The organism is Chitinophaga sp. S165, from assembly GCF_003182155.1.
Classification (GTDB): domain Bacteria; phylum Bacteroidota; class Bacteroidia; order Chitinophagales; family Chitinophagaceae; genus Chitinophaga.
In genome coordinates, this window is sequence record NZ_QGTG01000004.1 from 54,160 (window position 1) to 78,837 (window position 24,678).

At 47.4% G+C, this 24,678-nt stretch carries 24 protein-coding genes; 8 read left to right on the forward strand and 16 right to left on the reverse strand.

Annotation, left to right across the window (positions count from 1 at the left end; translation table 11 throughout):
* Positions 1–33 precede the first annotated feature (33 nt).
* Both C7475_RS17425 and C7475_RS17430 read left to right on the forward strand, forming a co-directional pair.
* Positions 34–1,137, forward strand: coding sequence for a glycoside hydrolase family 76 protein (locus C7475_RS17425; protein WP_158286532.1), 1,104 nt, complete (start codon positions 34–36; stop codon positions 1,135–1,137).
* A 153-nt stretch (positions 1,138–1,290) separates the two neighbouring features.
* A complete protein-coding gene (locus C7475_RS17430; protein WP_110054694.1) occupies positions 1,291–1,578 on the forward strand; it encodes a GIY-YIG nuclease family protein in 288 nt (95 codons plus the stop codon).
* Positions 1,579–1,584: 6 nt separating this feature from the next.
* Here the strand turns inward: C7475_RS17430 and C7475_RS17435 are convergent, their stop codons facing one another.
* From C7475_RS17435 to C7475_RS17490, 12 genes are all read right to left on the reverse strand, one after another.
* On the reverse strand, positions 1,585–2,229 hold the full coding sequence (locus C7475_RS17435; protein ID WP_158286533.1) for an RloB family protein: 645 nt from the start codon (positions 2,227–2,229) through the stop codon (positions 1,585–1,587).
* Complete coding sequence (locus tag C7475_RS17440; RefSeq protein WP_110054696.1) at positions 2,216–3,538, reverse strand: ATP/GTP-binding protein; 1,323 nt, start codon at positions 3,536–3,538, stop codon at positions 2,216–2,218. The genes C7475_RS17435 and C7475_RS17440 overlap by 14 nt, the downstream gene beginning before the upstream one ends.
* A gap of 170 nt (positions 3,539–3,708) precedes the next feature.
* Positions 3,709–3,870 carry a phosphatidate cytidylyltransferase gene (locus C7475_RS17445; RefSeq protein ID WP_110054697.1) on the reverse strand — a complete coding sequence of 54 codons (162 nt, stop codon included), beginning with the start codon at positions 3,868–3,870 and terminating at the stop codon, positions 3,709–3,711.
* Between the two features lie 43 nt (positions 3,871–3,913).
* Positions 3,914–5,128 (reverse strand): DUF3570 domain-containing protein, encoded by a 1,215-nt coding sequence (locus C7475_RS17450; protein ID WP_110054698.1) that lies wholly within the window; start codon positions 5,126–5,128, stop codon positions 3,914–3,916.
* Between the two features lie 6 nt (positions 5,129–5,134).
* Entirely contained in the window at positions 5,135–5,371 is a 237-nt protein-coding gene (locus C7475_RS17455; protein WP_110054699.1) for a DUF4266 domain-containing protein, read from the reverse strand.
* Complete coding sequence (locus C7475_RS17460; RefSeq protein WP_110054700.1) at positions 5,358–6,284, reverse strand: FAD:protein FMN transferase; 927 nt, start codon at positions 6,282–6,284, stop codon at positions 5,358–5,360. The genes C7475_RS17455 and C7475_RS17460 overlap by 14 nt, the downstream gene beginning before the upstream one ends.
* Positions 6,285–6,290: 6 nt before the next feature.
* The gene (locus C7475_RS17465; protein WP_110054701.1) at positions 6,291–6,722 is read right to left on the reverse strand and encodes a thioredoxin family protein; all 432 of its coding nucleotides are present in this window, start codon (positions 6,720–6,722) and stop codon (positions 6,291–6,293) included.
* Positions 6,723–6,778: 56 nt separating this feature from the next.
* Complete coding sequence (locus C7475_RS17470) at positions 6,779–9,385, reverse strand: mechanosensitive ion channel family protein (RefSeq protein WP_110054702.1); 2,607 nt, start codon at positions 9,383–9,385, stop codon at positions 6,779–6,781.
* Between the two features lie 83 nt (positions 9,386–9,468).
* Positions 9,469–10,050, reverse strand: coding sequence for a nitroreductase (locus tag C7475_RS17475; RefSeq protein ID WP_110054703.1), 582 nt, complete (start codon positions 10,048–10,050; stop codon positions 9,469–9,471).
* Positions 10,051–10,076: 26 nt separating this feature from the next.
* Positions 10,077–10,538: a thioesterase family protein gene (locus C7475_RS17480; protein WP_110054704.1), complete on the reverse strand. Its 462-nt coding sequence runs from the start codon at positions 10,536–10,538 to the stop codon at positions 10,077–10,079.
* 50 nt (positions 10,539–10,588) lie between these two features.
* On the reverse strand, positions 10,589–11,182 hold the full coding sequence (gene rdgB, locus C7475_RS17485) for an RdgB/HAM1 family non-canonical purine NTP pyrophosphatase (RefSeq protein ID WP_110054705.1): 594 nt from the start codon (positions 11,180–11,182) through the stop codon (positions 10,589–10,591).
* A gap of 36 nt (positions 11,183–11,218) precedes the next feature.
* The gene (locus tag C7475_RS17490) at positions 11,219–11,716 is read right to left on the reverse strand and encodes a hypothetical protein (protein ID WP_110054706.1); all 498 of its coding nucleotides are present in this window, start codon (positions 11,714–11,716) and stop codon (positions 11,219–11,221) included.
* Positions 11,717–11,904: 188 nt separating this feature from the next.
* On the opposite strand from C7475_RS17490, the gene C7475_RS17495 reads away from it, so the two are divergent.
* From C7475_RS17495 to rpsG, 4 genes are all read left to right on the forward strand, one after another.
* A complete protein-coding gene (locus C7475_RS17495; RefSeq protein ID WP_233259884.1) occupies positions 11,905–13,017 on the forward strand; it encodes a branched-chain amino acid aminotransferase in 1,113 nt (370 codons plus the stop codon).
* Between the two features lie 411 nt (positions 13,018–13,428).
* Positions 13,429–13,719 (forward strand): hypothetical protein, encoded by a 291-nt coding sequence (locus tag C7475_RS17500; RefSeq protein WP_110054707.1) that lies wholly within the window; start codon positions 13,429–13,431, stop codon positions 13,717–13,719.
* Positions 13,720–13,849: 130 nt separating this feature from the next.
* Positions 13,850–14,230, forward strand: coding sequence for a 30S ribosomal protein S12 (rpsL, locus tag C7475_RS17505; protein ID WP_012789278.1), 381 nt, complete (start codon positions 13,850–13,852; stop codon positions 14,228–14,230).
* 34 nt (positions 14,231–14,264) lie between these two features.
* Positions 14,265–14,732, forward strand: a complete 468-nt coding sequence (rpsG, locus tag C7475_RS17510; RefSeq protein ID WP_110054708.1) for a 30S ribosomal protein S7 — start codon at positions 14,265–14,267, stop codon at positions 14,730–14,732.
* Between the two features lie 381 nt (positions 14,733–15,113).
* On the opposite strand, the gene C7475_RS17515 is transcribed toward rpsG, so the two are convergent.
* From C7475_RS17515 to C7475_RS17540, 4 genes are read right to left on the reverse strand one after another with little or no spacing between them, the layout of a single operon-like run.
* Entirely contained in the window at positions 15,114–18,728 is a 3,615-nt protein-coding gene (locus tag C7475_RS17515) for a collagen-like protein (RefSeq protein ID WP_158286534.1), read from the reverse strand.
* A gap of 23 nt (positions 18,729–18,751) precedes the next feature.
* Positions 18,752–19,234 carry a hypothetical protein gene (locus C7475_RS17530; protein WP_110054709.1) on the reverse strand — a complete coding sequence of 161 codons (483 nt, stop codon included), beginning with the start codon at positions 19,232–19,234 and terminating at the stop codon, positions 18,752–18,754.
* A gap of 32 nt (positions 19,235–19,266) precedes the next feature.
* Positions 19,267–20,445, reverse strand: coding sequence for a type IX secretion system outer membrane channel protein PorV (gene porV, locus C7475_RS17535; RefSeq protein WP_110054710.1), 1,179 nt, complete (start codon positions 20,443–20,445; stop codon positions 19,267–19,269).
* Between the two features lie 18 nt (positions 20,446–20,463).
* Positions 20,464–20,967, reverse strand: a complete 504-nt coding sequence (locus C7475_RS17540) for a T9SS type A sorting domain-containing protein (protein ID WP_110054711.1) — start codon at positions 20,965–20,967, stop codon at positions 20,464–20,466.
* Positions 20,968–21,365: 398 nt separating this feature from the next.
* On the opposite strand from C7475_RS17540, the gene fusA reads away from it, so the two are divergent.
* Together fusA and C7475_RS17555 are read left to right on the forward strand one after the other, a co-directional pair.
* Positions 21,366–23,513, forward strand: coding sequence for an elongation factor G (gene fusA / locus C7475_RS17550; RefSeq protein WP_199236252.1), 2,148 nt, complete (start codon positions 21,366–21,368; stop codon positions 23,511–23,513).
* Positions 23,514–23,954: 441 nt separating this feature from the next.
* On the forward strand, positions 23,955–24,554 hold the full coding sequence (locus tag C7475_RS17555) for an outer membrane beta-barrel protein (protein WP_110055047.1): 600 nt from the start codon (positions 23,955–23,957) through the stop codon (positions 24,552–24,554).
* Positions 24,555–24,678 lie beyond the last annotated feature (124 nt).

A 24,678-nucleotide genomic window follows, 5' to 3' on the forward strand; every position in this document is an offset into this window, starting at 1 on the left:
CGAATCTTTCTTTTATTTACTATAACAGCGGCCATGGCCACGACCTTCACAGCTTGTCTGAAAGAGCCTGTGGATGAAGGTCCGGGTCCAGGTGCCGGTAAGACTACCTATAACTACAACTGGCCTTCTATTGCTGATTCATCTGCATCGTCACTGATCAGCGGTTTTTACAACCAGAGTGGTAAGTATTTTAACAAGAACAATGCTGGCGATCTCACTTTCAACTACTGGCCTAATGCACATGCGCTGGATGTACTGACGGATATTTATCTGCGTACCGGCGATGCCGCTATCAAGACCCGCATGGATGAATTGCTGGACGGTATGAAAGCCAAGAACGGTAATACCTACATCAACCATTTCTATGATGATATGGAATGGATGGTACTTGCCTGCCTGCGTGCTTATGAAGCTACCAGCGATGATCGTTACAAAACAACAGCCGAGCTGTTATGGAACGATATCAAAGGCGGTTGGGATGATACCTGGGGTGGTGGTATTTACTGGAATAAAGACCGCCAGAATAAGAACACACCTGCCAATGCGCCGGCATCGATCATCGCCTCCCGCATGTACCAGCTGAACCATAATGGCGAAGACCTGGACTGGGCTAAAAAGATCTATCAGTGGCAGAAGAACAACCTGGTAGACCCTGTAACAGGACTGGTATGGGACGGACTGGATGGCAGTGGTACCAACAAAGCATGGAAGTTCACTTACAATCAGGGTGTTTTCATCGGTGCAGGTGTGGAACTATACAAGATCACCGGTGAACAGACCTACCTGACAGACGCCTTAAAAACTGCTAATAACTCTCTGGCCGGTGAGTTCAGCAGCAATAACATCATGAAAGATGAAGGTGGCGGAGACGGCGGATTGTTCAAGGGCATCCTGGTGCGTTACATGATGCTGCTGATCACCGACGGCAGCCTCAGTAGTACCGACGCCGCTAAATTCATCAGCTTCCTGCAACTGAATGCACAGACCATGTGGCTGCAGGGTACCAGCCGTCCGCAGGTAATTTATAACACCAGCTGGACGAAAACAGCAACTACCACTGACCTTACTACTCAATTAAGTGGTGCCATGCTGATAGAGGCAGTAGCAAGATTAAAAGAACTGGAGCTTATTGATTAACAAACTGTTGATCCTGAACAGGGTAGGCCGGAGCAAAAGATTATACCCGGCCCGCCGTGATAAATTGAGTATCTTCGTTCTCCTATGAGATGAAGGCAAAAGAAAGGTTACCCCAATGGGTAACCTTTCCTTATTTCAGGAATAACATTATCTATGTATACCGTCTATGTCCTATTTTCCCGCCAGTTCCAGAAGGTGTATACTGGTCATACTGCCAATCTGTTGAAGCGGTTCCATTTCCATAATGAACATGGCCGGCAAAGGGCCACACTGCATTATCGTCCCTGGGAAGTCATTTACCTGGAACATTTTGACGATAAGCAGTCAGCATTAAGACGGGAATGGATCCTGAAGTCAGGAAAAGGAAGGGCGTGGATCTGGGGAAAGATCCAGGAGGAGTATTACCGGAATGGGTATATAGGGACGGTGTTGCCGGGGTAAGATGGTCTATGTGTATTTCAGTATCTCTTCCACAAGTCTGAAAACGGTAGTAACAGATTGTTGGTCTACAGGGCTTAAGTGTACTACAGCTTTATAGTTTCTCTTTGCGCGGGTTATTGCAAGGTTAATCCTTCTCACCCGGGTTGTATCATCGACAGCCATTAACAGGTCAAATAGGTCTTCTGATATTTGTTTGTTAGCCTTGCCATTATAGGTAACTCCCAATGGGCGGGTTTGCGCATTTATAGCCTGGTTATAATCTTTCCTGCTCATTCTACCTCCCTGGTGATCCGTAAAATGCAGGATCAGCCAATATTCAAAAGCCTGGTTTGAATAGCCGACCTTAATATTATTGGCTGTGGCAAGTGTAATCGCACTATTAAAATCCCTTGCCGGAAAGTTATCTTTATCAAATACACACCATACCTGTTCATACTTCCGCTTTGACGATAATTCCATTGCCTGCTTTACTACCGCCACGGTATTTCGTCCATCACCAACTGCTTTTATTGTTGCAGATGATAGTCTGAATTTTCTAAAATAGGATGGCTCGGTATTTTCTCCTTCACATACAATCAGGATAGTTGGTTTTTCAGTCAGAAATGGAGAAAGTCTTTTTAATGGTGGTGAAACTTTTTTATTTCGTATCATCAGGTTTTTTTTGGGATTTAAATGGCGTGGGGAAATCATTTAGAAATGGAATAGCTCCATATTTCCCCTGTATATAATTACTTTCGAAATTTTCAGTTCTTCGTACCTCTGATTTAAAATCACTTAATGAATACAACGAAGCTGCGCCATATCTGTCTTTCTCCGTAAACCATATCTGATCTCTCCTGAATAACCCGGAGCTCAATAGATTTGTATCGTGTGTATTAAATATCAGCTGTGCATTATGTGGATTAGATGTAGCTGAGTTGAACAGCTCCGTCAGCTTGCATACCAGATTGGGATGCAGCTTGGAGTCAAGTTCATCTACAAATAAAGGATAACCATGTTCCAATGCATCTAAGACCGGCCCTGTCAATGAGAAGAATTTGAACGTGCCGGATGATTCATCATTGTCAAGGGAGAACTTAACATCACCAATATAGTTTTTATCTGCATCATATCTGCGATGTGTGGTGAGTATGTCTGAAATAAATTCCGTGTTTTCTTCGTTGACTTTCTTCTGAATAAGTTCTTTGAGCCGGTTAGGCATGTCGGCAGGTAGGTTGTCCGTGTCAACACGCTCCAGTGTGATGTCATGAATACCCAGATCTGCGACTGATAAGAGATCTAGTATCCTCTTTTTTTGGATGGCATCTTCAGTTTTTTCCACTGTAAATCCCTGATAGCGGTATTCCTGCAACCCGGATATAACCTTCAGTTTTTTGAACCAGTCTATTACATCGCCGGACAGTTTATCATTAAATTGTGCCGCCACGGAAAGTAACAGGGCATTTTCCCTTATGAGGTCCTCTTTAGCAAGTATATGCCCTTTCGAAAATCTTTTAACATGGTACTCGAATCGTTGCCCTTCCCTGTAAAAGATCTCGATCTCTTTCGTTTTAGGTCTGTAATATAACCACTCAGCCAAGACCGCCTGTTTGGATATCTGAAATCCGTACCGGTACATTTCATTGTTATGAAGAAACAATATTTCAAACTCAGAGAAGCTCGCTTCTGTATCAGCCGAAAGCCTGAATGGATCAACATTAATGGGGTCTCCTTTAAGCCTGTCTATTGACGACTTGATCACAAAGGTTTTCATAAATGCAATTGCATCCATGAACCTGCTTTTCCCGCTTGCATTCGCACCGTATACCACTGCACTTTTCAAAACTCTAAGGCTGAACCCGGGAATTTGTATGATGTTCTCTTCTTCACGGGTTTCCTTGTCATAATTTGAGGCAAGCAGGTTAAGAGTGGCCTTATCCTTAAACGTCTTAAAGTTTGCGACAGAAAACTGAATAAGCATAATAAACCTGTTTTTTGCTGTATTCTTACAAAAATCGGATTTATTATTCTATTTCAAGAATATTAGACTCTTTTTTCACTCGAACGTGTCAATTTTTCTTGATTTGATCTTGGGGGAATAAAAATAACCGGGATAACCCCGGTTATATATCTATAAGCTTATATAAACCATCATTTCCTACCTCTCCCTATCAGCCACACAATAATAATCACCACGAACGCAACTGCCAGCACACCTACCCATACTCCCGCTTTAAATATTCCTCCAACTACTTCACAGCTGCTCAATAACATAACGGCAAAGGCCAGCAGGCCCAGTTGTAAGTTTCTCATATACTCTTTTTAATAGAGTATATCATACGCTGTGCCAATACGCTCACCCTTTGCTATGCTTAAAATCCAGCAGTAAAGACACTATATGTGCCGATAGCTGATCGGAACGTTTATAGAACGAGTACCGCAGCCCTATTTCCTGGAAAGAATAATGTCTGAACATCGGTTTGAACAAGGCATAACGGGCGCTGATACCGGCTTTATAACTGTTGAACTGGCTCAGGTCGTAGTCGGAAGTGTAAAAGGCTTCTTTTATATCATGTTCTTTATAAGGCTTGAAGTACTTAGCTCCTGTTTGTGTGTAAAAGCGCAGGAGAGGGGTCAAGGTCAGCTGTGGACTTGTCTTTACAGGCACTTCCACCTGGATCGTATGTCCGGTAATGCCAAAATTGTCGTGGTAAAAACGATAGTAGGAGCGGATGATCGTATTCCTGCCCGCAAACATATTGAATTGTACGCCCAGGGGGAACTTCCACCGTTGCCGGGGAAGGTTTTCCACTCTTAGTGTATTATCATCATTAAAGTACACGCGATGAAAAGGAGTGGAGAGCAGTCCTTTCTGGTACACCAGCTCCGGGAAGATGGCAAACTGCATGCGCTGGTTGACCACCTGATAGAGGGCCAGATTGAGGTTATACGATTGCCGTGTGTAGATGTTGAACCAGGCGGTATCTCTCAACTCGATCGGGTATACAAGGGTTTCCGGACTATAATAATCGGGGTCGAATCTTCCCCAGCGAAGATCATCGTAATAATACTGAAGTGCGGCCGACCATTGGCGGCTATGATCAGCATTATCATGCGATACAGAGATGCCAATTGGAACTGAGAGATAGTCTGATTCCAGGGCCAGACCACTGCTGATACCCACACGTAGGTTTGGCCGTTTCAACTGGCGACTGTAACCTGCATTGATATGAAAGCGATTGTCGTGCCGGGAGGCGGAAGATAGTATCGTATCAATGCGGTCGGTGGACGCTGATGTGATCATATCTATGCCCAGACCAAGTTCAAAAGTATTCACAGAATCCCGCCTGTGGGAAATAGTAAAATCAGTAGAATAGACCTGCAGATTTTCAGTGCCTTTTCCCCCGGTCACGGCTGAATGATTTCCATCCTGTGTGTAAAAGGAGAACAATGCCTGTATGTCTGTCTGAGAGATCTTTTGTTTCTTATAAGCCGTGCTGTCGATTCCTTTTTGCGCAGATGCTGTGAAATAAGCCGCCAGCAAGCCTGCCGCAATAAATAGTCTTTTCATTTAAGATCAGTTACAACCACAACCTCCGCTGCTTTTCCCACTTCCTCCTCCACTGCTTCCTTCACGGTAAGTATGTACGTTTTCGTCAAATTTTTCCATTCCTGTTTTTCCCAGTTGCATACTCTCGTCGTTGAGATACATCCGTTGATATGGTTTTACTGCCACGCAAGATTGCATGAACAGCAATGCCAGTAACGTACCCGTGGCGACAAGCAGCATACTGCCGCTGTTAGCCTTTCGCATGTATTTGAATATTATCCGATTGAAATATTTTGTTCTTGCCGTCTATGATGATACAATGCACATCCGGCAGCTGGTTTACCAGGTTAAGGCCCACTACAGGTCCCATTACGGTGATGGCGGTAGCCAGTGCATCAGACAGTTCTGCACTGGGACTGACAACGGTCACACTCTTGATATAAGGTACCGGCCAGCCTTTGCGGGGATCGATGTTATGAGAATAACGGATCCCTCCACGTTCTACATATTGTTCATAATTCCCGGAGGTAGCTACCGAGGCATTGTTCACGGCTAACCATAATAATGCTTTTGAAGGATCGTCGGGGTGCGCGATGCCGATCTTCCAGGGCCCGCCATCGGGTTGTGTGCCCCATGCAGTAAGATCTCCGCTGGCATTGATCACACCACTGGTAGCACCACCGGCTATCCAGAGGGCTTTTACCCTGTCGGCTGCATAACCTTTACCGATACCGCCGAATTCAATGCGCATGCCATTACGTTTTAACTGTACGCAGTGATTGTTCAGGAGAGCAATATGCTGGAAACCGATGCATTGCATGGCTTCTTCTATAGCCGTCTTTTCCGGCCAGGCGAAATGGTCATATTTGAAGTTGAACAGCTTTTTCAATACGCCGGCTGAAATGTCGAAAGCGCCCTGGGTAATGGTACTGATCTTATTACAACGATGTATCAGCTGATATACCTCTGAAGGTACAGTTACAGGCGCTCCGCCTGCCTGCGCATTGATCTGTGCTGTAACAGAACTATCATTGAACACTGTTAGCAGATCTTCTATCCGTTTTATTTCCGCCACGCCTTCTTCCAGCCTGCTGGCAGTGATCGCCTCGTTTGCTCCTGTAGCTATCAGCTCAAAATCGGAGCCCATTAACCTGGTATGAAGCTTACTGCTATGCATGGATGTTTATTGAAGCAGGTGTTTAAGTGTTGAAATAAAACCGGCGGATGTTTCTTCCCGGTAGGGCACGTAAGCCAGTAGTTTCTTCTCCGGACTTAACAGTACTACCTGTGGAAAAGCGCCCTGCGGATTAAACGCTGCTGCCAGCGAATCATATTGTGACCGGAGCGGGGCAGCGATCTTTTTTCTTTGCGGAAAATCTGCTTCCAATACTACCAGGTTCTCCCCGGCAAAGCTCAGAAAGCTACTGTCAGATAGTATTTGTTTATTGAACCGGATGCAGGGTATACACCAATCTGACCCGGAAAATACAAGCATTATTTTTTTACCAGAGGCCTGGGCCAGTTCAAATGCTTTGTCCGGGTACTGAAGGACCTGTGCATGAGCTGCAGATCCACTTAAGGCTACAATTAGAAGCAGGGACAGAATACTGCGCATATTGCGACAAGTTTATGTTGTGGCATGGTTACCTGGTACAAATGTAGGTGAATTTTCTATACATCACCGGCATCGTTCGGGCTGTTATCGGGCCGTGGGTTTTCAGGCGGTGCTCCCGGAGGAGGTACTACCGGAGAGGGCTTTACAGCCGTTACCGGAGCTGACGGTGTAACCGGGGTAGGGCCTGCTGATGGTTGTTTCCACATACCTGGCTCCATATTGATCTGTACCTGCTGCGGTCTGGGATAGGCGATACTGATACCAGCCTCCTGCAGTTTGATATAGACATCAGTCAGTACCTGGCTTTTCACTATCCCTGCCTGCCCAAGATCACTGATCCAGAACATCGCCTGGATGTCTACGCCGATGTCCCTGAAGTTTTGCAATAACACGACAGGTTCAGGTGCTTTGAGGATGTCATCCTGGCTTAACAGATAGTCTTTGATCACGGTCAGCGCCTTCTTGAGATCAGCGCCATAAGCTATACCCACCAGTACGTCTACACGGCGCGTCCTGCTGGTCAGCGTCCAGTTTACCAGTTGCTGTGCTATCAGGTCGCCGTTAGGTACGATCACTTCAGATCCATCACCTGCAGAGATCTTGCTGGAACGTATCCCGATCTCTTTTACTACACCGGTACGTGTACCCAGTTCAATGACATCGCCCACTTCAATGGGTTTTTCAAATGCAAGGATCACCCCTGATACCAGATTGTTCACAATATTCTGAAGTCCAAAACCAATACCTACGCCCAATGCGCCTATCACGATCGCCAGTTTATCCATAGGGATGCCCGATGCAGCAAAAGCTAACAGTGTACCTGCTGCCAGTATGGCCAGCCGTATCAGCAGCATGGCGGATCCCAGCTTTTTATGCGTCTGCGAGGTTTGTCCTGTATATCCCAGCAGATAGGAAATGATCTGCGTAACAACGGTCGACAGCCAGATGATCAGCAGAAATATAATTACACTACTGAAAGAGAACGTGAAGTTGCCGATCTTCCGTTCAGCTATCAGCATGTCAGTGATCTGTTCGTAAAGACCGTCATATAAATAAAGATTGCGCGCCATCAGGGCAAGCCAGCCCACAGCGGCTATGATATAGAAAATGGTCTTCAGGCGGGATTTGATGTTCTGGTAATCGATCATAGAGATGAAGGTGCTGGAGTCCTTCTTCGCTTCCACCTGTAGGTAAACGGCCTCCATCAATATTTCCACCATCAGCACAACGCCCAGTGCCATCGTAATGCTTACAACACTGGCTGCGCCAACGATCTTAGCCGCAGCAACGCGTGCCATTACAACCAGTACTACCGACAATGCGCTGAGTATAATAAACAACCAGATCGCGGAACGTGAATATTTCGGCAAAGGCAAGGTCGTATTACGAAGCGCACGTAACAGATAACTGCCTAACAGAATAGATATGATACCTCCAATAAAGACAGCCCATTGTTCAGTAAATGTCACCTGGATCAGCAGGTTATTGATGCAGTACATTACCAGCAGCAATACCAGTAGCAACCATCTTTTGAACAGGTTTGGCGGAATATTATGACGGATGATGAACGTGGTAGCTAACGCCGTGATCACCCAACATATGCCTGTGAACATAATCGGGTACTGGATGGAGATCAGGAAAGAAAGTGTTGACGCCAGCAGAATAGTACTGGCTACCGGATATCTGTACAGGTAGCGTGACTGCTGGAGGATCGTTTCTGCCTCTCGTTCTTCATGTTTGCTTTTTACCTTTTTAGCATTAAAGGATACCCACCACAGGAACAGGCCTGCACCCAGGAACCATAACAGATAAATAGGCCCCCGAACGGAAAAGAAAATCTTGAGGATGTTAATGTTTTTATGAACGGAGCGGTTCAATACCTGCGGAAACTTAGGGCCTTTTTTCCCGGGAAGGGGAGGCTCCCACAGATAGCTGAAATCTTTATTATACATACGTTGTGTGAACCGGGACAGTTGAAAGTCCATATCTTCCAGCAGGTTCGTTACATCTATATATCGCTTGGCGACTTTATTCTGCAGCAATCCGAGGTGCAGCAGATTGGCCTTATTGGCACTGTCTACCTGCCGCCATTTCTGTATAAGGGTGGCCATTTGTCCGACGTAAATATCTCTCAACTCATCTTCCGCAGGGAAATTACGCATGGTGGTGTCCGATCTGAGTTGCAGCAGCGTATCGGTAATATTTACAAGCCTGTCATGGAACTTGAACAGCACATCCTGCCAGCTGTCCAGTTTTCTTTCCAGCTGTACAAGCAATACACGGTTAGTATAGAGGTCATGAACGTTGTTAGTACTGCCACTGGCGGCCATATCTCTTTTCACGACCTTCATGGAAGAATCTATCAGTGGAATACTTTCGCTGATCTCTACGGTATCCAGTCCGCGACGCAGGGTGCTCATGACCTGGTTCAGCATCAAAGTGTATGTTTCCAGCCGGGTGATAATAATAGCAACAGAGGTGTCGGACAATTTGATCACTGACTTTCCTGAAGAAGTGTCTTTTACCTGTTGGGAGATGATCTTACTGAGTGTTGCGCTGTCTATTGGTTTCGGAGGGGCGGGTTTATTCTGTGCGTGGAGATGGGCACAAAGCAACAGTAAAAAAAGAGTGGAAAATATTTCCGGAAAGATATGGTTCCGCATACTGTTAAAATTAGGAATTAACGATTAGGGATCAGGTAGTGAAACATCCGTTGCCGGTCTTCAATCCCTGATCCCTAGTTAATCTACTTTTCCCATTTCACTTTCTCTTCTTTCGGCTTCAGTCTTCTGCCTTCGGGGATCTGTTCATCAGTATATCCCAGGTAGAAAATGCCAAGCACTTTATCTTCTTCGCGTAAGGAAAGATATTCTTTCATGGCGGGGTGGAGGGTCATGCCACCCGAGCCCCAGTAACCTGCAAATCCTTTTTCTGTAGCGCCCAGCCATAAATTCTGGGTAGCGCAGGCAACGGATGCGATTTCTTCCAGTTCCGGAATGGCTGGCTTGTTACCTCTCTTCATGCAGATAGCGATCGCATGAGAAGCGAGGTCTCCCTGCTGCTGCAACTTTTCGTAGCTGCCCTGTGCAAATTTTTCTGCCGGTGTGTTAGCTTTATAAAGATCTGCATGGTCCTGGCAGAAGCGTTTTACACCATCACCACTGAATACTACGAAATACCATGGTTCAGTATAGCCATGAGTAGGAGCCCAGTCAGCAAGTTCCAATAACTCCTGTACCTGTTCGTCAGGTATCTTTTTCCCGTTCATGCTGGCCGGTTTGATATTACGGCGTTGTTTGATAATACTCGTCAGAGTGGCTGTTCCCATTCTTTTTCCTGATTGTTTTATGTGTTTTATTTTCCTTCGGATACGCTGTCCTGGGCGTATACCGACAGTTTTTCTTTCCAGTCTTCCGGTAGTCTTGCCACCTTGCGTGCACTGTAATCAAAGAAGATCATACCTGATTTCGCTTCAGCGATCAGGATCGTTTTTTCGCCACGCACAGTTGTGAGCCTGTAATAAAAGTCAAAGCCGAAAGGAGCGATATCTGCAACACCAATTGCGATATCGAAGATGTCTCCTGCGAAACCTTCACCTTTATAAACCAGGGCAGCATCTGCCATGATCAGTCCTTTGTCGTCCGCACCTCTTTCTTCATAGCCCAGTGATTTAAGAAAATCGATCCTGGCCTGATGGATAATGGACAGAATAGAATCGTTACCAACGTGTCCGCCGTGATTTATATCTGTTATTCTTACCGGTACCTGGGTAGTGAAATCCAGTTTTGCCGGCATATCGATTTTAACTCTTGCCATGTCTATCTATATATAATACAGTTTCAATTAAGTAGCATGATCTATGCCATTCAGGAAAGCGGTTTGTTAACAGCGTCTTTCAGGAAGGTGATCAGCTGCTGGAGCGCTTTCGCACGGTGACTGAAATGGTTTTTACCGGCCATATCCATTTCTGCAAATGCTTTATCCGACCCGTTCGGTACGAAGATAGGATCATAACCAAAGCCTTTTCCACCACGTTTTTCAGTCAGGATAGTGCCAGGGCACACACCGGTGAACTGATATTCTTTCCCGTCCAGTATCAGGGATATCACCGTTCTGAAATGGGCCTGCCGGTTTTCTTTACCATCCATTTCCTGCAATACCCTGGTAATATTGTCTTCCGAAAGTTTCTGTTCGCCGGCATACCGGGCAGACAGTACGCCTGGTGCGCCATCGAGAACATCTATTTCAAGGCCGGTATCTTCAGAAAAGCAATCCTTACCGGTCATTTCATATATGACAGTTGATTTCTCCCTGGCATTATCTTCCAGTGTATCATGCGGTTCAGGAATATCGATATCGATACCCGCTTCCTTGAGTGTGATGATCGAGAAATGATCACCCAGCATGGAGCGGATCTCCTTTACCTTGTTTTCGTTGTTGGTAGCAAATACAAGTGTCATACGAAAAAGGTATTTAATGTCTTTGATAATGATGGATTAGATCCCAAGCAACTGCTTCAACCCCATCCACAATTTTCCTTTCAGGATCTTGTCTTGTGCAATGAGCTCCAGTGGGTCAGAACAAAGCAGCTGGCAACCGTTAACCTGTAGCAACTGATAGTTGGAGATGGCTTCAAGCCCCATAGAAGCAGGAGGTATCCCAAACAGTACAGCCTGTTTCATAGGAACGGCAGCTTGCCAGGTTGTAAATGCCATTGCACCATATTGGGCTACATTTATAAGAGCGATATCCTGCATACCGAGTTTACATGCATTTAATATATTGGTAAGCAGGTTAAATAATTCTTCATTTAAGAATGCTTCGCTGTCGTTTTGTATGAACAGCGTAATGTTTTTTTGATTTTCGCCTAAAAATTTCACTTTAGGAGGTGCTTCCTGCACGACTGCAACAGGCGCTTTTTTCCCCGGAATGATAGGCTGGGTATATATCCTGGCCAATAAGTACGGATCCAGTTGCAATTTATCAAAAGACATGTATATGTATATTTAACTTAATGTATGGCTCCCCTTTGGGGAAAAAATCAGTTTATTTGCATTTGACAGTGAGCAAATGTAAGAGTATTCAATTTTAGATTCAGAATTTCCGACTTTAGATTTCACGGAAACAGGACCGGGAATTGAAATTCAGACACCAAAACGCAAACAAAAAATTAATGGTCCTTATGATGGCAGTAGACAATCCAACAACAAACGCCGTACTTGAAGAGGCAGTTAAGAAAATTAAAGTGACCCGAACGACAGAAAGTCGGATCAACGAGATTGACTTTAACAACCTGGTATTCGGGAAAAAGTATGCCGACCATATGCTGGTGGCAGATTTTGATGGGAAGGAATGGAGAGATGCAGAGATCCTGCCTTTTCAGAAACTTTCTGTAAGCCCTTCGAATGCCGCCTGGCATTACGGACAGGCTATTTTCGAAGGTATTAAGGCGTACAAAGACCAGGAAGGTGAGCCAATGATCTTCCGTCCCTATGACAACTATGCCCGTTTTAACACATCTGCAGAGCGAATGGGGATGCCAGAGGTTCCGGAATGGTTATTTATCGGCGGCATGGATATGCTGATCGACCTGGACCGTGACTGGGTACCTACCAATGAAGGTTGCTCACTGTACCTGCGGCCTTTCATGATCGCTGCAGATGAATTTATTGGTGTACGCCCTTCCGACACCTACAAGTTCGTTATCATTAATTCACCTTCAGGTCCGTACTTTAATAAGCCGATCCGCTTATTGGTACAGGATAAATATATACGCGCCTTTCCTGGAGGCGTAGGTTATGCAAAAGCAGCGGGTAACTATGGCGGCGCCATGTATCCGACCATGCAGGCCCGTAAACAGGGGTTTGACCAGATCCTCTGGGTAGATGGACAAGAGCATAAATATTTACAGGAGTGCGGTACCATGAACGTTTTTGCCATCATTGGCAATAAAGCGATCACGCCAGACCTGACCCAGGGTACTATCCTGGCAGGGGTGACCCGTGCCAGTGTAATGGATGTTCTCTCAGATATGGGACTGACCGTTGAAGAAAGGCCACTCTCTATAGACGAGATCGTTGCCGCCTGGAAAGCCGGTACATTACGGGAAGTGTTCGGTACAGGAACTGCATCAAGCGTGGCTTATGTGGAAGACCTGTTCTACAAGGAACATGAGATCCGCCTGGATACCTCCAAATATGCTGTAGGAGCAGAGCTGTTGGAGCGCCTGGATGCTATCCGCACAGGTAAAGCGGAAGACGCCCGTAACTGGAACTACAAAGTATCAAAACACTAAAAATAGTCTTAGTTGTGTTAGTAAGGGGCCATTTGCGAATGCGGATGGCCCCCTTCGTTTATACTGACTGCCCGTCAATATCTGTCCGGAAGGGTTCCGATTTGATATGTATCATACAAGCTTTATACAAGCTTTATCTTACGTTCATCTTACGTCTTTGAACGTAAGATGAACGTAAGATAAAGCTTGTATAAAGCTTGTATAAAGCTTGTTGTATAATCCTGAAATGGGTTTACACCTTAAAACAGTGTAACCTGTTTCTGGGCAAGACGGACATTGCAATACATTATAGGGTAGAAAATTACCCCTATGATGGGTTAAAATAGACGTGAAGATAACTGGCGGTAACCTTTTTTGGAGCGCTTTAGCGGCAGACTAGGGATTCCGGGGGAAAAAATGCATCTTTGCAGGATGACACTTTCTGCTTTTCTGGACTCCCTCGTCCAGGATACGCCTCCTACAGGCATTTCATCTTATCTGACCTCCCTCTGGTGGGAAGGTAAAGGAAACTGGCAAAAAGCACATGATATAATAGAGCATCTGGAGGACGATACGGCCGCCTGGGTGCACGCATATCTTCACCGGAAAGAAGGAGACCGCGGCAACGCCCGTTATTGGTATAACAGGGCAGGCCGAAGAATGCCGGAGGTGTCTTTAGAGGAGGAATGGAAAGACATTGTGACCGTTCTGTCAGGTCGCTAGAGGGGCGCTCCAAAAAAATGTTTAAAACATTTTGTTATTAACATGGAGAAATGTACCTTTGCCCTCCCAAATTCCCATTCTGGGTGATTTGGATGTCATTGTAAACCGACAGAAAAAAAACTTAGGTAGAATGCCTACTATACAACAATTAGTAAGAAAAGGAAGAGAAATTATCCGGGCTAAATCCAAGTCCAGGGCTTTAGATAGCTGTCCTCAGCGTCGTGGTGTTTGTACCCGTGTGTACACAACCACGCCTAAAAAGCCTAACTCTGCGCTGCGCAAGGTTGCAAAGGTGCGTTTGACCAATAAAGTAGAGGTGATCGCCTACATCCCGGGTGAAGGACACAACCTGCAGGAACACTCCATCGTGTTGATCCGTGGTGGAAGGGTAAAAGATCTGCCAGGTGTTCGTTACCACATCGTACGTGGTTCCCTGGATACCGCTGGTGTGAAAGATAGAAAGCAGAGCCGTTCCAAGTATGGTACCAAAAAGGAAAAGGCTAAGAAATAATACATTTTACAAATAGTCGAAATTTTTCAAATAAATGAGAAAGCAAGCTGCAAAAAAGATGCCTTTGGCTCCGGATCCGCGCTTTAACGACAAACTGGTTACCAGATTTGTTAACAACGTGATGGAACAGGGCAAAAAGAGCATTGCCTTTAGGATATTCTACGATTCAATTGACAGAGTTAGCCAAATAACCGGCGATAACGGTTACGAGGTTTGGAAAAAAGCTCTGGCAAACGTAACTCCTTCTGTAGAAGTTAGAAGCCGTCGTATCGGTGGTGCTACCTTCCAGATCCCTTCTGAGGTTCGTCCTGACAGAAAGATCTCCCTGTGTATGAAATGGTTAATCCGTTACGCTGGTGAAAGGAATGGTAAGAGCATGGCTGAGAAACTGGCTAACGAAATCGTAGCTGCAAGCAAAGGTGAAGGTGCTGCTTTCAAAAAGAAAGAAGATACTCACCGTATGGCTGAAGCTAACAAGGCATTCTCCCACTTCAGGATCTAACAATCTACTACCGCTTAAGGTAGATGGTTTATAAAGATATAAGGGAAACATCCTCCGGGCTATACCGGGGGATGTTCTCTTTTTTTGTGCCCGGTAGTTCCGGAAGTTTACCCGCCTGCACATCCGGTGAATACAATAACCGGAAAAATTCCACTTGCCATACTTTCCGGCTTAGATCATTTTGATACGTTAACTTAAGAGATGCGTCACGGATGCGTCGTATATACGACATGTATGAAGCATGTTTAAAGCGTACTTTCGCCTTCCTGCTATCCGGTGTTTGATGTTAATGCTTAGACGATACCCCGTAAACAGAACGGCCGGACAACTTTACGTCATCCAGCCGCCTTTTGAGGTAGTTAGTATTAATCGTAGGGATTTCTATCTTACATTTACCAGCACTCTGATCAGTCCTGTGCCTTTCCCGTCAAATGTTTCCAATGCCTTACCGATCACCTGACCCGGTTTAACTTTATCAAGGTCAGCCTTCATTGCATGTCCTGGTTTGCTTGAGGTCACCAGCAAGTCCCCTCTGCGGATAGGCCCGTTCTCACCACATACTTTGGTGGGGATCACACCTATCACACCCATCGGTACCTTATCTGTGAGGTCAGCATCAATATCTTCCTCGGTCAGCAGTACACCCGGTTTGGTAGCGTAAACACCAGCCACCAATGTAGAGTATGCCTTTGAACATAGCTCAACGGCCCTGTCGGTGTCTTCAGCTATTACCAGAACATCGCCTGGGGCGTATTGTTTTACATTTCCTATTACATCAAATGCTTCCGCTACGTCAGCGCCACTATTCTGGGTTCCGCCATTGAAGAAACCTCGTCCAGCTTTGTTGATACGGGCCACATTAGTACTGGCGCTCTGGAATACAGCGATGCTACCTGATGGCCCCTGGTGGTTGATCAGCTGTGTAGGGCCAGTTCCTGAAGTAGTGATATGTACTACGGGTTGGGAATTCGCATTATTGAAGTTTGCAAACCTACCGGCTTTACCTGTACCGAAATTTGGGATGAAACCGGAAATGGCGTTACCACCACCATCGCAGCTGGCTTCTACACCGTCGCCATTTCCACCGGCATTGGCGGTGATTCCGTTACCATTACCCTCTGTTAAGGCCAATACTGAAGGACCATTACCTGCAGCATTGGAAGCATAGAACAGACCTGCATATCCACCAGTACCGGAAGACTCACCGAATATACCGGCGGTGCCGAAGTTGGCGAACTGGGAATTCACTTCACCTTTTACTGCCGGAGATGTACCAGTGGTTCTGTCAACGAAGAAATCTCCGGCAGTACCATTACCAACAGTTTTGACAGTTACCGCCGGATTATCATTGTCTTCGTTAAAGATCTCGAACCTGCCGGCCCGGCCTTCAGAGAAACTAGGTACCCAGGCATAAAGGGCAGTACCTGCCCCATCTATATTGGTTTCCACACCGTTACCGTCTTTGCCGGCATTTGCAGTGATCGCATTTCCATTTCCATCAGTCAGTGATATCAGGGCTGCACCATTACCGGAAGGATTGGATGCATAGAAAAGCCCTGCACGGCCCCCAGTACCGGATGAAATACCGAAAACGCCAGCAGCACCAAAGTTGCCGAAGATGGTATTTACTTCAGCTCTTACAGCTGCACCTACGCTATTGTTATTGTCCAGCAAGAATGAGCCGGCATTACCCAATGTATTATCGGGAATGTTACCATTACTATTACTAACAACCTCAAGGATGTTAGCTTCCGTATTACTCTGGTTGAAGTTTTCAAATTTGCCGGCGCTGCCGGTACTATTATTAAGACCTACTTGTCCCAATACACCTACGCCAGTGTTAGAGGTATTGGTAGCGATAAAACCTCTTACGCCATAACCTCCGCCATCATTACGGCCTACCACCGCACCTGCAATATCAGAAGTGGTGCGGCCTACTACGGCTTCACCGCCGTCATTATTATCACCTATAACACCTGCGGAACTCTGTGAAGATGTGATGCCATGTACGCCAAAGCCAGCGGCTGTACTGCTTCGTACACCGGCGCCGTTACCGGTAGTGGTTACATTGACCACAGTACCGTTGCCCACAGATGAAACACTCAGGGCTGTATTGTTATTAGCGTTGTTAAAAATGGAGATGCTCGCTGGAATGCCATTATTGGAAGTAGCAGTTAAACCGGTTCCGGTATTGCTATTGGCATATACGCCCGTACCATTGGCAGAAGCATTACCATAAACACCAAGACCGTTTGGCGTTACGCCGTATACGCCCCAGCCGGAACCACCCTGTGATCCATATACACCGATACCTAAACCTCCGGTGCCATTATTGATACCCCTGACACCAGCAGAGAATCCACCGGGAGCGGTGCTGGTAACCACGCCACGTACCGCAGCTATATTGCTGGTTGTTGTATTATTGGAGCCTTCCACAGAAGTACCATCTCCGTCATTAGTGATGGAAAACAATGTGGCCGCGTTGTTTTCGGTAGTGACATATGGCAAGGTGAAACCGCCGCCGCCCAATGCGGAAGGCACCCAGTTTGCACCATCATATCTCAGCACCTGACCCGCCGCGGGGGCCGCATTGGAAACAGGTGTATTCTGTATACGGACTACGTTGGGGTTTGGATAGTTGCCTCCAAGATCGCCACCCGCAGCAACACCGTTGATGTCGCCAGCAGGGCCGGCCGGACCTACAGGACCTTGTGGACCCGCAGGACCAGCAGGTCCGACCGGGCCAATAGGACCAGCAGGGCCCATAGCACCCGCAGGACCGGCTGCTCCTGCATCTCCTTGAGCGCCGGTTGCACCCGCCGGGCCAACAGGACCAATCGGGCCAGCCGGACCAGCCGCACCCATCGGACCAGCAGGACCAACAGGGCCTATAGCCCCCGCAGGTCCTACGGGACCAGCAGGACCCGCAGCTCCGGCCGGACCAGCATCACCTTGAGCGCCAGTGGCACCAGCCGGGCCAACAGGACCAATCGGTCCAGCGGGACCAGCCACACCCATCGGACCAGCAGGTCCAACAGGACCTATAGCCCCCGCAGGGCCTACGGGACCAGCAGGACCCGCAGCTCCGGCCGGACCGGCATCACCTTGAGCGCCAGTTGCACCAGCCGGGCCAACAGGACCAATCGGTCCAGCTGGACCAGCCACACCCATCGGACCAGCAGGTCCAACAGGGCCTATAGCCCCCGCAGGGCCTACGGGACCAGCTGGACCAGCAGCTCCGGCCGGACCAGCATCACCTTGAGCGCCAGTGGCACCAGCCGGGCCAACAGGACCAATCGGTCCAGCGGGACCAGCCACACCCATCGGACCAGCAGGTCCAACGGGGCCAACAGCGCCCGCAGGTCCTATGGGACCAACAGGACCAGGTGCACCTGTAGCACCTGCATCACCTTGAGCACCAGTTGCACCCGCAGGGCCAACCGGACCGATTGGTCCGGGTACGCCTGCAGGACCCGCAGGACCGGCCGGTCCAACAGGACCTACAGCTCCCACAGGACCTGCGGGGCCAGCGGCTCCGGTTGCTCCGGTCGTACCTTGCGGGCCGGCAGGACCAGCAGGCCCCGCAGGGCCAGGAGTACCGTTAGCAGCGTAAAGCGCATAAGGAACACTCATCAATGCTGAAGTGCCTAATGCAACAAAACCGCTGCCCGTATTTACTTCTACTTTCAGATACTGATTCGCGTTAGCCCAGGGAACGGCTGCGTAAGTACCTGTAACAGGACTTCCTTTACCGATCTGGATATTGAACAAACCAAGTGCGCTGGTAGCTGCCTCGTGGGTTTCTTCGTATTGTACCGGACCGACAGCAGAGCCGCCCAGGATGGAAATTCGTACAGAAATATTCTTATTAGCGACTAACGTACCATTGGTATTACGGACCACCGCCTGGTAGTTCGTACCCGAAAGCCCGTTCTGGGCGTAGGCACCATAACAGGTCGCGGCCAGGAGTATAAGCAGGAGATATAATTTCTTCATGACAATGTGTTTAGACTGAGGGATTACTGTTTCTTACGTTCGAATGTTTTCCTGAAGGGAACAGCAGTAGGAGCAGCTGCTTTCGCAGGAGGCGTGGTAATTGCCGGAGATGCGTTTTTAAACGGTGTACTGCTTCTCTCTGTTTCAAAGCCTTGTGTGGGAACCGGGGTAGCAGGCAGATCGGTCCGTCTTGATCTCTCCGCATTCAATGCCTCCGTAGCACTGATATCTGATGGATTTTTTCCTCCCGGAGCAACACTCCGCTTTAATGCACTGGACCTGTTTGGGGCCGGAGCAGTTTGCGGCTGATAATTAGTGAACATCTGCTCTCTTGCGGAGCGGGCATTCTTCGCCTGAGGCGCGGGTTTACTATCTTTTTCTTTTTCTTTCAGTGCCGAGTAGTCCTTTTGGAATGAAGGGAACAGCTTATCCCTGGTGCGTTGCTGAGCTATGGAAATACCCAGCCCGGAAAACAGGAGCGTAATCAGTAAAATGTATGGTTTCATATGTTGGAGTTGATATGTGTGATGGATATGGACTAATTGCCGGTTGTGGCGCCGATATGATATGCGACCGAGAACTTGAGGGTCCTGCGCTGATAGATGCTATTTGCCGTAGGCATGATATAGGCCATGTCTACAGAGAAACCTTTTAAACGGGTACCCACACCGGCCGAGAAATGCTGCCGGTAGCCTTTCTGCGGATGTTCGTAGAAGTACCCGGTACGGATGAATAACTGATGCTGGTAAGTATACTCGAGGCCCGCACCTACTGAGAATTCACGGATCTCTTCCTGGAAACCGCCTGGGGCGTCCCAGAAAGAAGTGAACAGAGATTCTGTCATGCTGCGGTTTGGATCTTTACCATCCAGTATTTCACTGGTAGGTTGTCCGTTGTCATCCAGCCGGTATGTGGGAGGAGTGGGGATCAGCAGCTTGTTAATGTCAGCCAGGAGGGTAAACTGGTGTTCAATAGTATTGACGAATGAATAGCCGCCGCCTATACGCAGATTTGCAGGGAGGAAGGCTTTACGGTCACTATCGTCCGTATAATTCAGCTTTGAGCCGATGTTGGTGAATGCAATGCCCCAGCTATAGCGGTTACCTGCCGGATCGTTCTTCGCATAATTCTGGGAGTACAGACCGATATCGCCCGCCACAGCACTGGCAGGCTTTTGCTGAAGGCCGTTGTAGCTCCCTTGACCGAGATCGCTACGGATATAGCGAAGGGTGATCGCCAGGGAATAACGGGCGCCCAGTTTGCGGGCGTAAGTTGCATCAATAGCGTACTCCCGTGGTTTGTAGCGTTGCAGTTCGGTACCGTTATCATCTCTGAAGATGATAGTGCCGTTAGTAAAGTAGCGCATGGATACGCCCACGCCTTCTGCATTATTATTGAAGTTTTTGAAGGCGGCGAGGTAGCCCATATTGGTGCGTTGATCACTGTTATTGAGGTCCCACATCCAGGGAGCATAGGACGCACTGACACCCCAATCGCCTGCAAAGACGATCTTGGCCGCGTTGCCGAACAGGGAGTTCGCATCGGCTTCCAGTCCTGTAACGGCATCTCCGGTGCCGCTGCTGCGGGCATCAGGATTCACCATCAGGAAGGAGGCGCCGGTATTGAGCGCTTTGATCCCTTTTGTTTGGGCAGTCACAAGACCGCTTTGGGTAAGCAGCCCGGCAACGCATAACAATATGGTAGATTTTTGGATCATGGTTGATGTTTTTGAGAGTTATTGTATCACCAGTTTTTCCTGGAACATATGTCCGCCGGCTTTGACGACGAGCGTGTAGATGCCTGCGGAGAATTTGGTGACCGGTAGTGTGATCAGCACCCTGCCTGCACCGTAGGTCCTGGATTCCTGATGTACCATTTGTCCGCCGCTGTTAATGAGGAGGAGGGCAACCGGGCTGTTTGACAGCAGGTCGAACTGGATTTTCAGGTTGGTAGCTACCGGGTTAGGGTACAGCAGCATGTTAACGATAAGTTCGGTACCGGCAGGGACCGGGGGTAATTCTTCCGGTTGATGAAAGCCCTGGGTAAGGAGCATATTACCTTTCTGAAGGGAGCTGACGGCAATTTCACCAATGGTATACTGGAAGATGTAATCGCCGGAGGGGCCGCCTCCCCCTGTACTTGCATTGACCTGCCGGTTGAGGATGAACTGCGCGTGGGCGGTCGGAATACCGCCGGCAACAAGGCTCAACAGCAGGAGTCGTTTGTAGATGATCCGCATGTGTAGATGTATTTCGGGTGAATTAATGACAACGGCTAAAACATTTCAGCATGACAATAATGAACAGTGAGCTGGGTACGGGGGTAGGACAATTAGATTACAAGAACATATACAAATATGTTTTAAAGGTGAAAAAAAGACAATGGATAATTATTGGGTGGCGGGATTATTGTTAAAACCGGTCGTTCAAATTGTACAATTGGTATTCAGGAAGATAGCTGGATGGGAATTAGATGGTAAAATTAGTTTACCTTTGCGCGGTTATTCACAGGGGGAATTCCGGTCTGTAAAGGAATTCTTAAATATCTATCTGGTAAGGTTATCAGGTTTTATTTATTGGTAAAAAACATTTACCTTTGCCCCCCAAATTGCATTAGTAATACAGTCATTTTAATATTATGGCAGACTTAAGATTTCAAAGAAACTTTGGTATTGCGGCGCACATCGATGCGGGTAAAACCACTACCACAGAGCGTATCCTGTACTATACAGGTAAATCCCACAAAATAGGGGAGGTGCACGAAGGTGCTGCCACCATGGACTGGATGGCACAGGAGCAGGAGAGAGGTATTACCATCACATCTGCTGCTACTACCTGTTTCTGGAAATTCCCGACTACACAGGGAAAGCTCCAGCCAGACACAAAAGAGTATAAATTCAACATCATTGACACTCCGGGTCACGTGGACTTTACCGTAGAGGTAGAGCGTTCACTGCGCGTACTGGATGGTCTGGTTGCATTGTTCTGCGCTGTATCCGGTGTAGAACCACAGTCTGAAACTGTTTGGCGCCAGGCTAACCGTTACCGTGTACCTCGTATCGGTTTCGTTAACAAGATGGACCGTTCCGGTGCAGACTTCCTGAACGTGGTAAAACAGGTGAAGGAAATGCTGGGTGCAAATCCAGTTCCGTTGATGCTGCCTATCGGTGCTGAGGATTCTTTCAAAGGTGTGGTTGACCTGATCACCATGAAAGGTATCATCTGGGACGAGGAAGGTAAAGGTGCTACTTACCAGGAAGTTGAAATTCCTGCTGACATGAAAGATGAGGCAGAAGAATGGAGAGCTAAACTGGTAGAAGCAGTTGCTGAGTACGACGACACCCTGATGGAGAAATTCTTCGAAGATCCAAATTCAATCTCTGAAGCTGAGATCCACGAAGCTATCCGTAAGGCTACTATCGATATCGCTATCATTCCGATGCTGTGTGGTTCTTCCTTCAAGAACAAAGGTGTTCAGAAGATGCTGGATGCGGTTTGCCGTTACCTGCCTTCTCCTCTGGATATCGAAGCAGTAAAAGGTACTAATCCTGACACCGGCGCTGAGATCTCCCGTAAACCAGATGCTAAAGAACCATTCGCGGCACTGGCGTTCAAGATCATGACCGATCCTTTCGTAGGCCGTCTGGCGTTCTTCCGGGCTTATTCCGGTCACCTGGATGCAGGTTCTTATGTACTGAACACCCGTACTGGTAAGAACGAGCGTATCAGCCGTATCATGCAGATGCACGCCAACAAGCAGAACCCTATCGATTTCATCGAAGCTGGTGATATCGGAGCTGCTGTAGGTTTTAAAGATATCAAAACAGGTGATACCCTGTGTAACGAAGACAACCCGATCGTTCTGGAGTCTATGACCTTCCCAGAGCCGGTTATCCACATCGCTATCGAGCCTAAAACTCAGGCAGACATGGATAAAATGGGTATGGCTATCGCTAAACTGGTAGAAGAAGATCCTACCCTGAAAGCTAAAACTGACGAAGAAACCGGCCAGACCATTTTGAGTGGTATGGGTGAGCTTCACCTGGAAATCATCGTTGACCGTATGCGTCGCGAGTTCAAGGTTGAAGTTAACCAGGGTGCGCCTCAGGTTGCTTTCAAGGAAGCATTTACTGCTAAAGTTACACACCGTGAAGTGTACAAGAAACAGACTGGTGGTCGCGGTAAATTCGCTGACATCCAGGTTGAGATCGGCCCTGCTGATGAAGAATGGCTGAAAGAGAACGACGGTAAGACTTTCCAGTTCATCAACGACATCTTTGGTGGTTCCATCCCTAAAGAATTCGTTCCTCCGGTGCAGAAAGGTTTCGAAAGTGCAATGAACCAGGGTGTACTGGCCGGCTATCCGCTGGACAACCTGAAAGTTCGTCTGTTTGACGGTTCCTTCCACCAGGTTGACTCCGATGCAGTATCCTTCGAGTTGTGTGCAAGAGCTGCTTTCCGTGAAGCTGGCCGTAAGGCTAAACCAGTTCTGCTGGAGCCGATCATGAAGGTAGAAGTACAGACTCCTGACCAGTACATGGGTGACGTAACAGGTGACCTGAACCGTCGTCGTGGTATGCTGGAAGGTATGGAAATGAGAAATGGTGTACAGGTGATCAAAGCTAAAGTTCCGCTGAAAGAAATGTTCGGTTACGTAACTCAGCTGCGTTCAATGTCATCTGGCCGTGCAACCTCCATCATGGAGTTCTCTCACTATTCTGCAGCTCCGAACAGCATCGCTGAAGAGGAAATGGCAAAAGTGAAAGGTAAAGTGAACGCTGACTAATAAGCAGATTCATATCAGAGTTATAGAAAGAAGGGGTGCCTGAAAAGGCATCCCTTCTTCGTTTATGGTGGATTGGCCCGCTATACGCCGCCAGTGGCTCAAAGGGGCCGGCATTTGGGCTATATAGGCCGGAAGGTATGCTGCCCTGCAAGAGAATATTGTAGTTACTGATACCCGTTAACGGGCGGTATTTCTTATCTGTGCGTCATTTCATCATCAGAAGAAAGTTGTTTGTTATTATTGTGTATAACTCATTGTTGACCTATTTTATTCATTTTCAATAACTTTTAAAGCCCTGACGGGTTATAATGGCATTAAATTTGGAGACCCCTTCATATCCCACTTATCTCATTAAGCATCAAAGTGTAATGTTTAAAAGTTCCCTGTAACGGGCATCTATAATTTTCGATGGCAAGTATTTATCAATTTAAAAATCAGAACATGAAAAAAACTCGTCTATTAACCCTTGCGCTGGCTGCATTATTATTTGGCACCACGGCGGTAGCGCAGACGCAGAAAGGCAACCTCATGGTAGGAGCAGACCTCACAGATTTCGGCTTTAATTTTCAGAAGGAGAGCACAATTTTCCATTTTGATCTGAACCCTAAGCTGGCTTACTTTTTCAGGGATGATTTAGCGCTGGGAGGTTATCTGAACTTTGGTCTTGAGACCACTGGAGGCAATGGAACGAATGTGAATTACGGCGTTGGTGCGCTGGGCCGCTATTATATTCATGATGAGAATGTGCGTAAGCTGGAGTTTTCTAAGCGCGTCCGTTTTTTTGGAGAGGCTAATGTGGGTTTCGGAGGAACTAATCCGGCGAACGGGGCTTCTACGAATGGGCTACAGTTAGGAGTAGGGCCTGGGTTGTCTTATTTCATTACGCCTAATGTGGCGCTGGATGCGTTGCTGAAGTATGATGTGATCATAGGCTTTGGTAATTCGGTTACCGCGCACCAGCTAAATTTCGGTTTAGGTTTCCAGATCTTTTTACCGACGGCGAAAGCGCGGGCTATCATGCGGGAGGAAACGGGCAAGTAAGGGATGTTCAGGGTGTTTGAACGAGGCTAGCTTACTCTTGAACGGACTGAATGAACTGGTTGAGAATGAATGAGAATGAACGGAACTTTAATGATGAGCGCCATTTAATTTAGAGTGTTCGCGG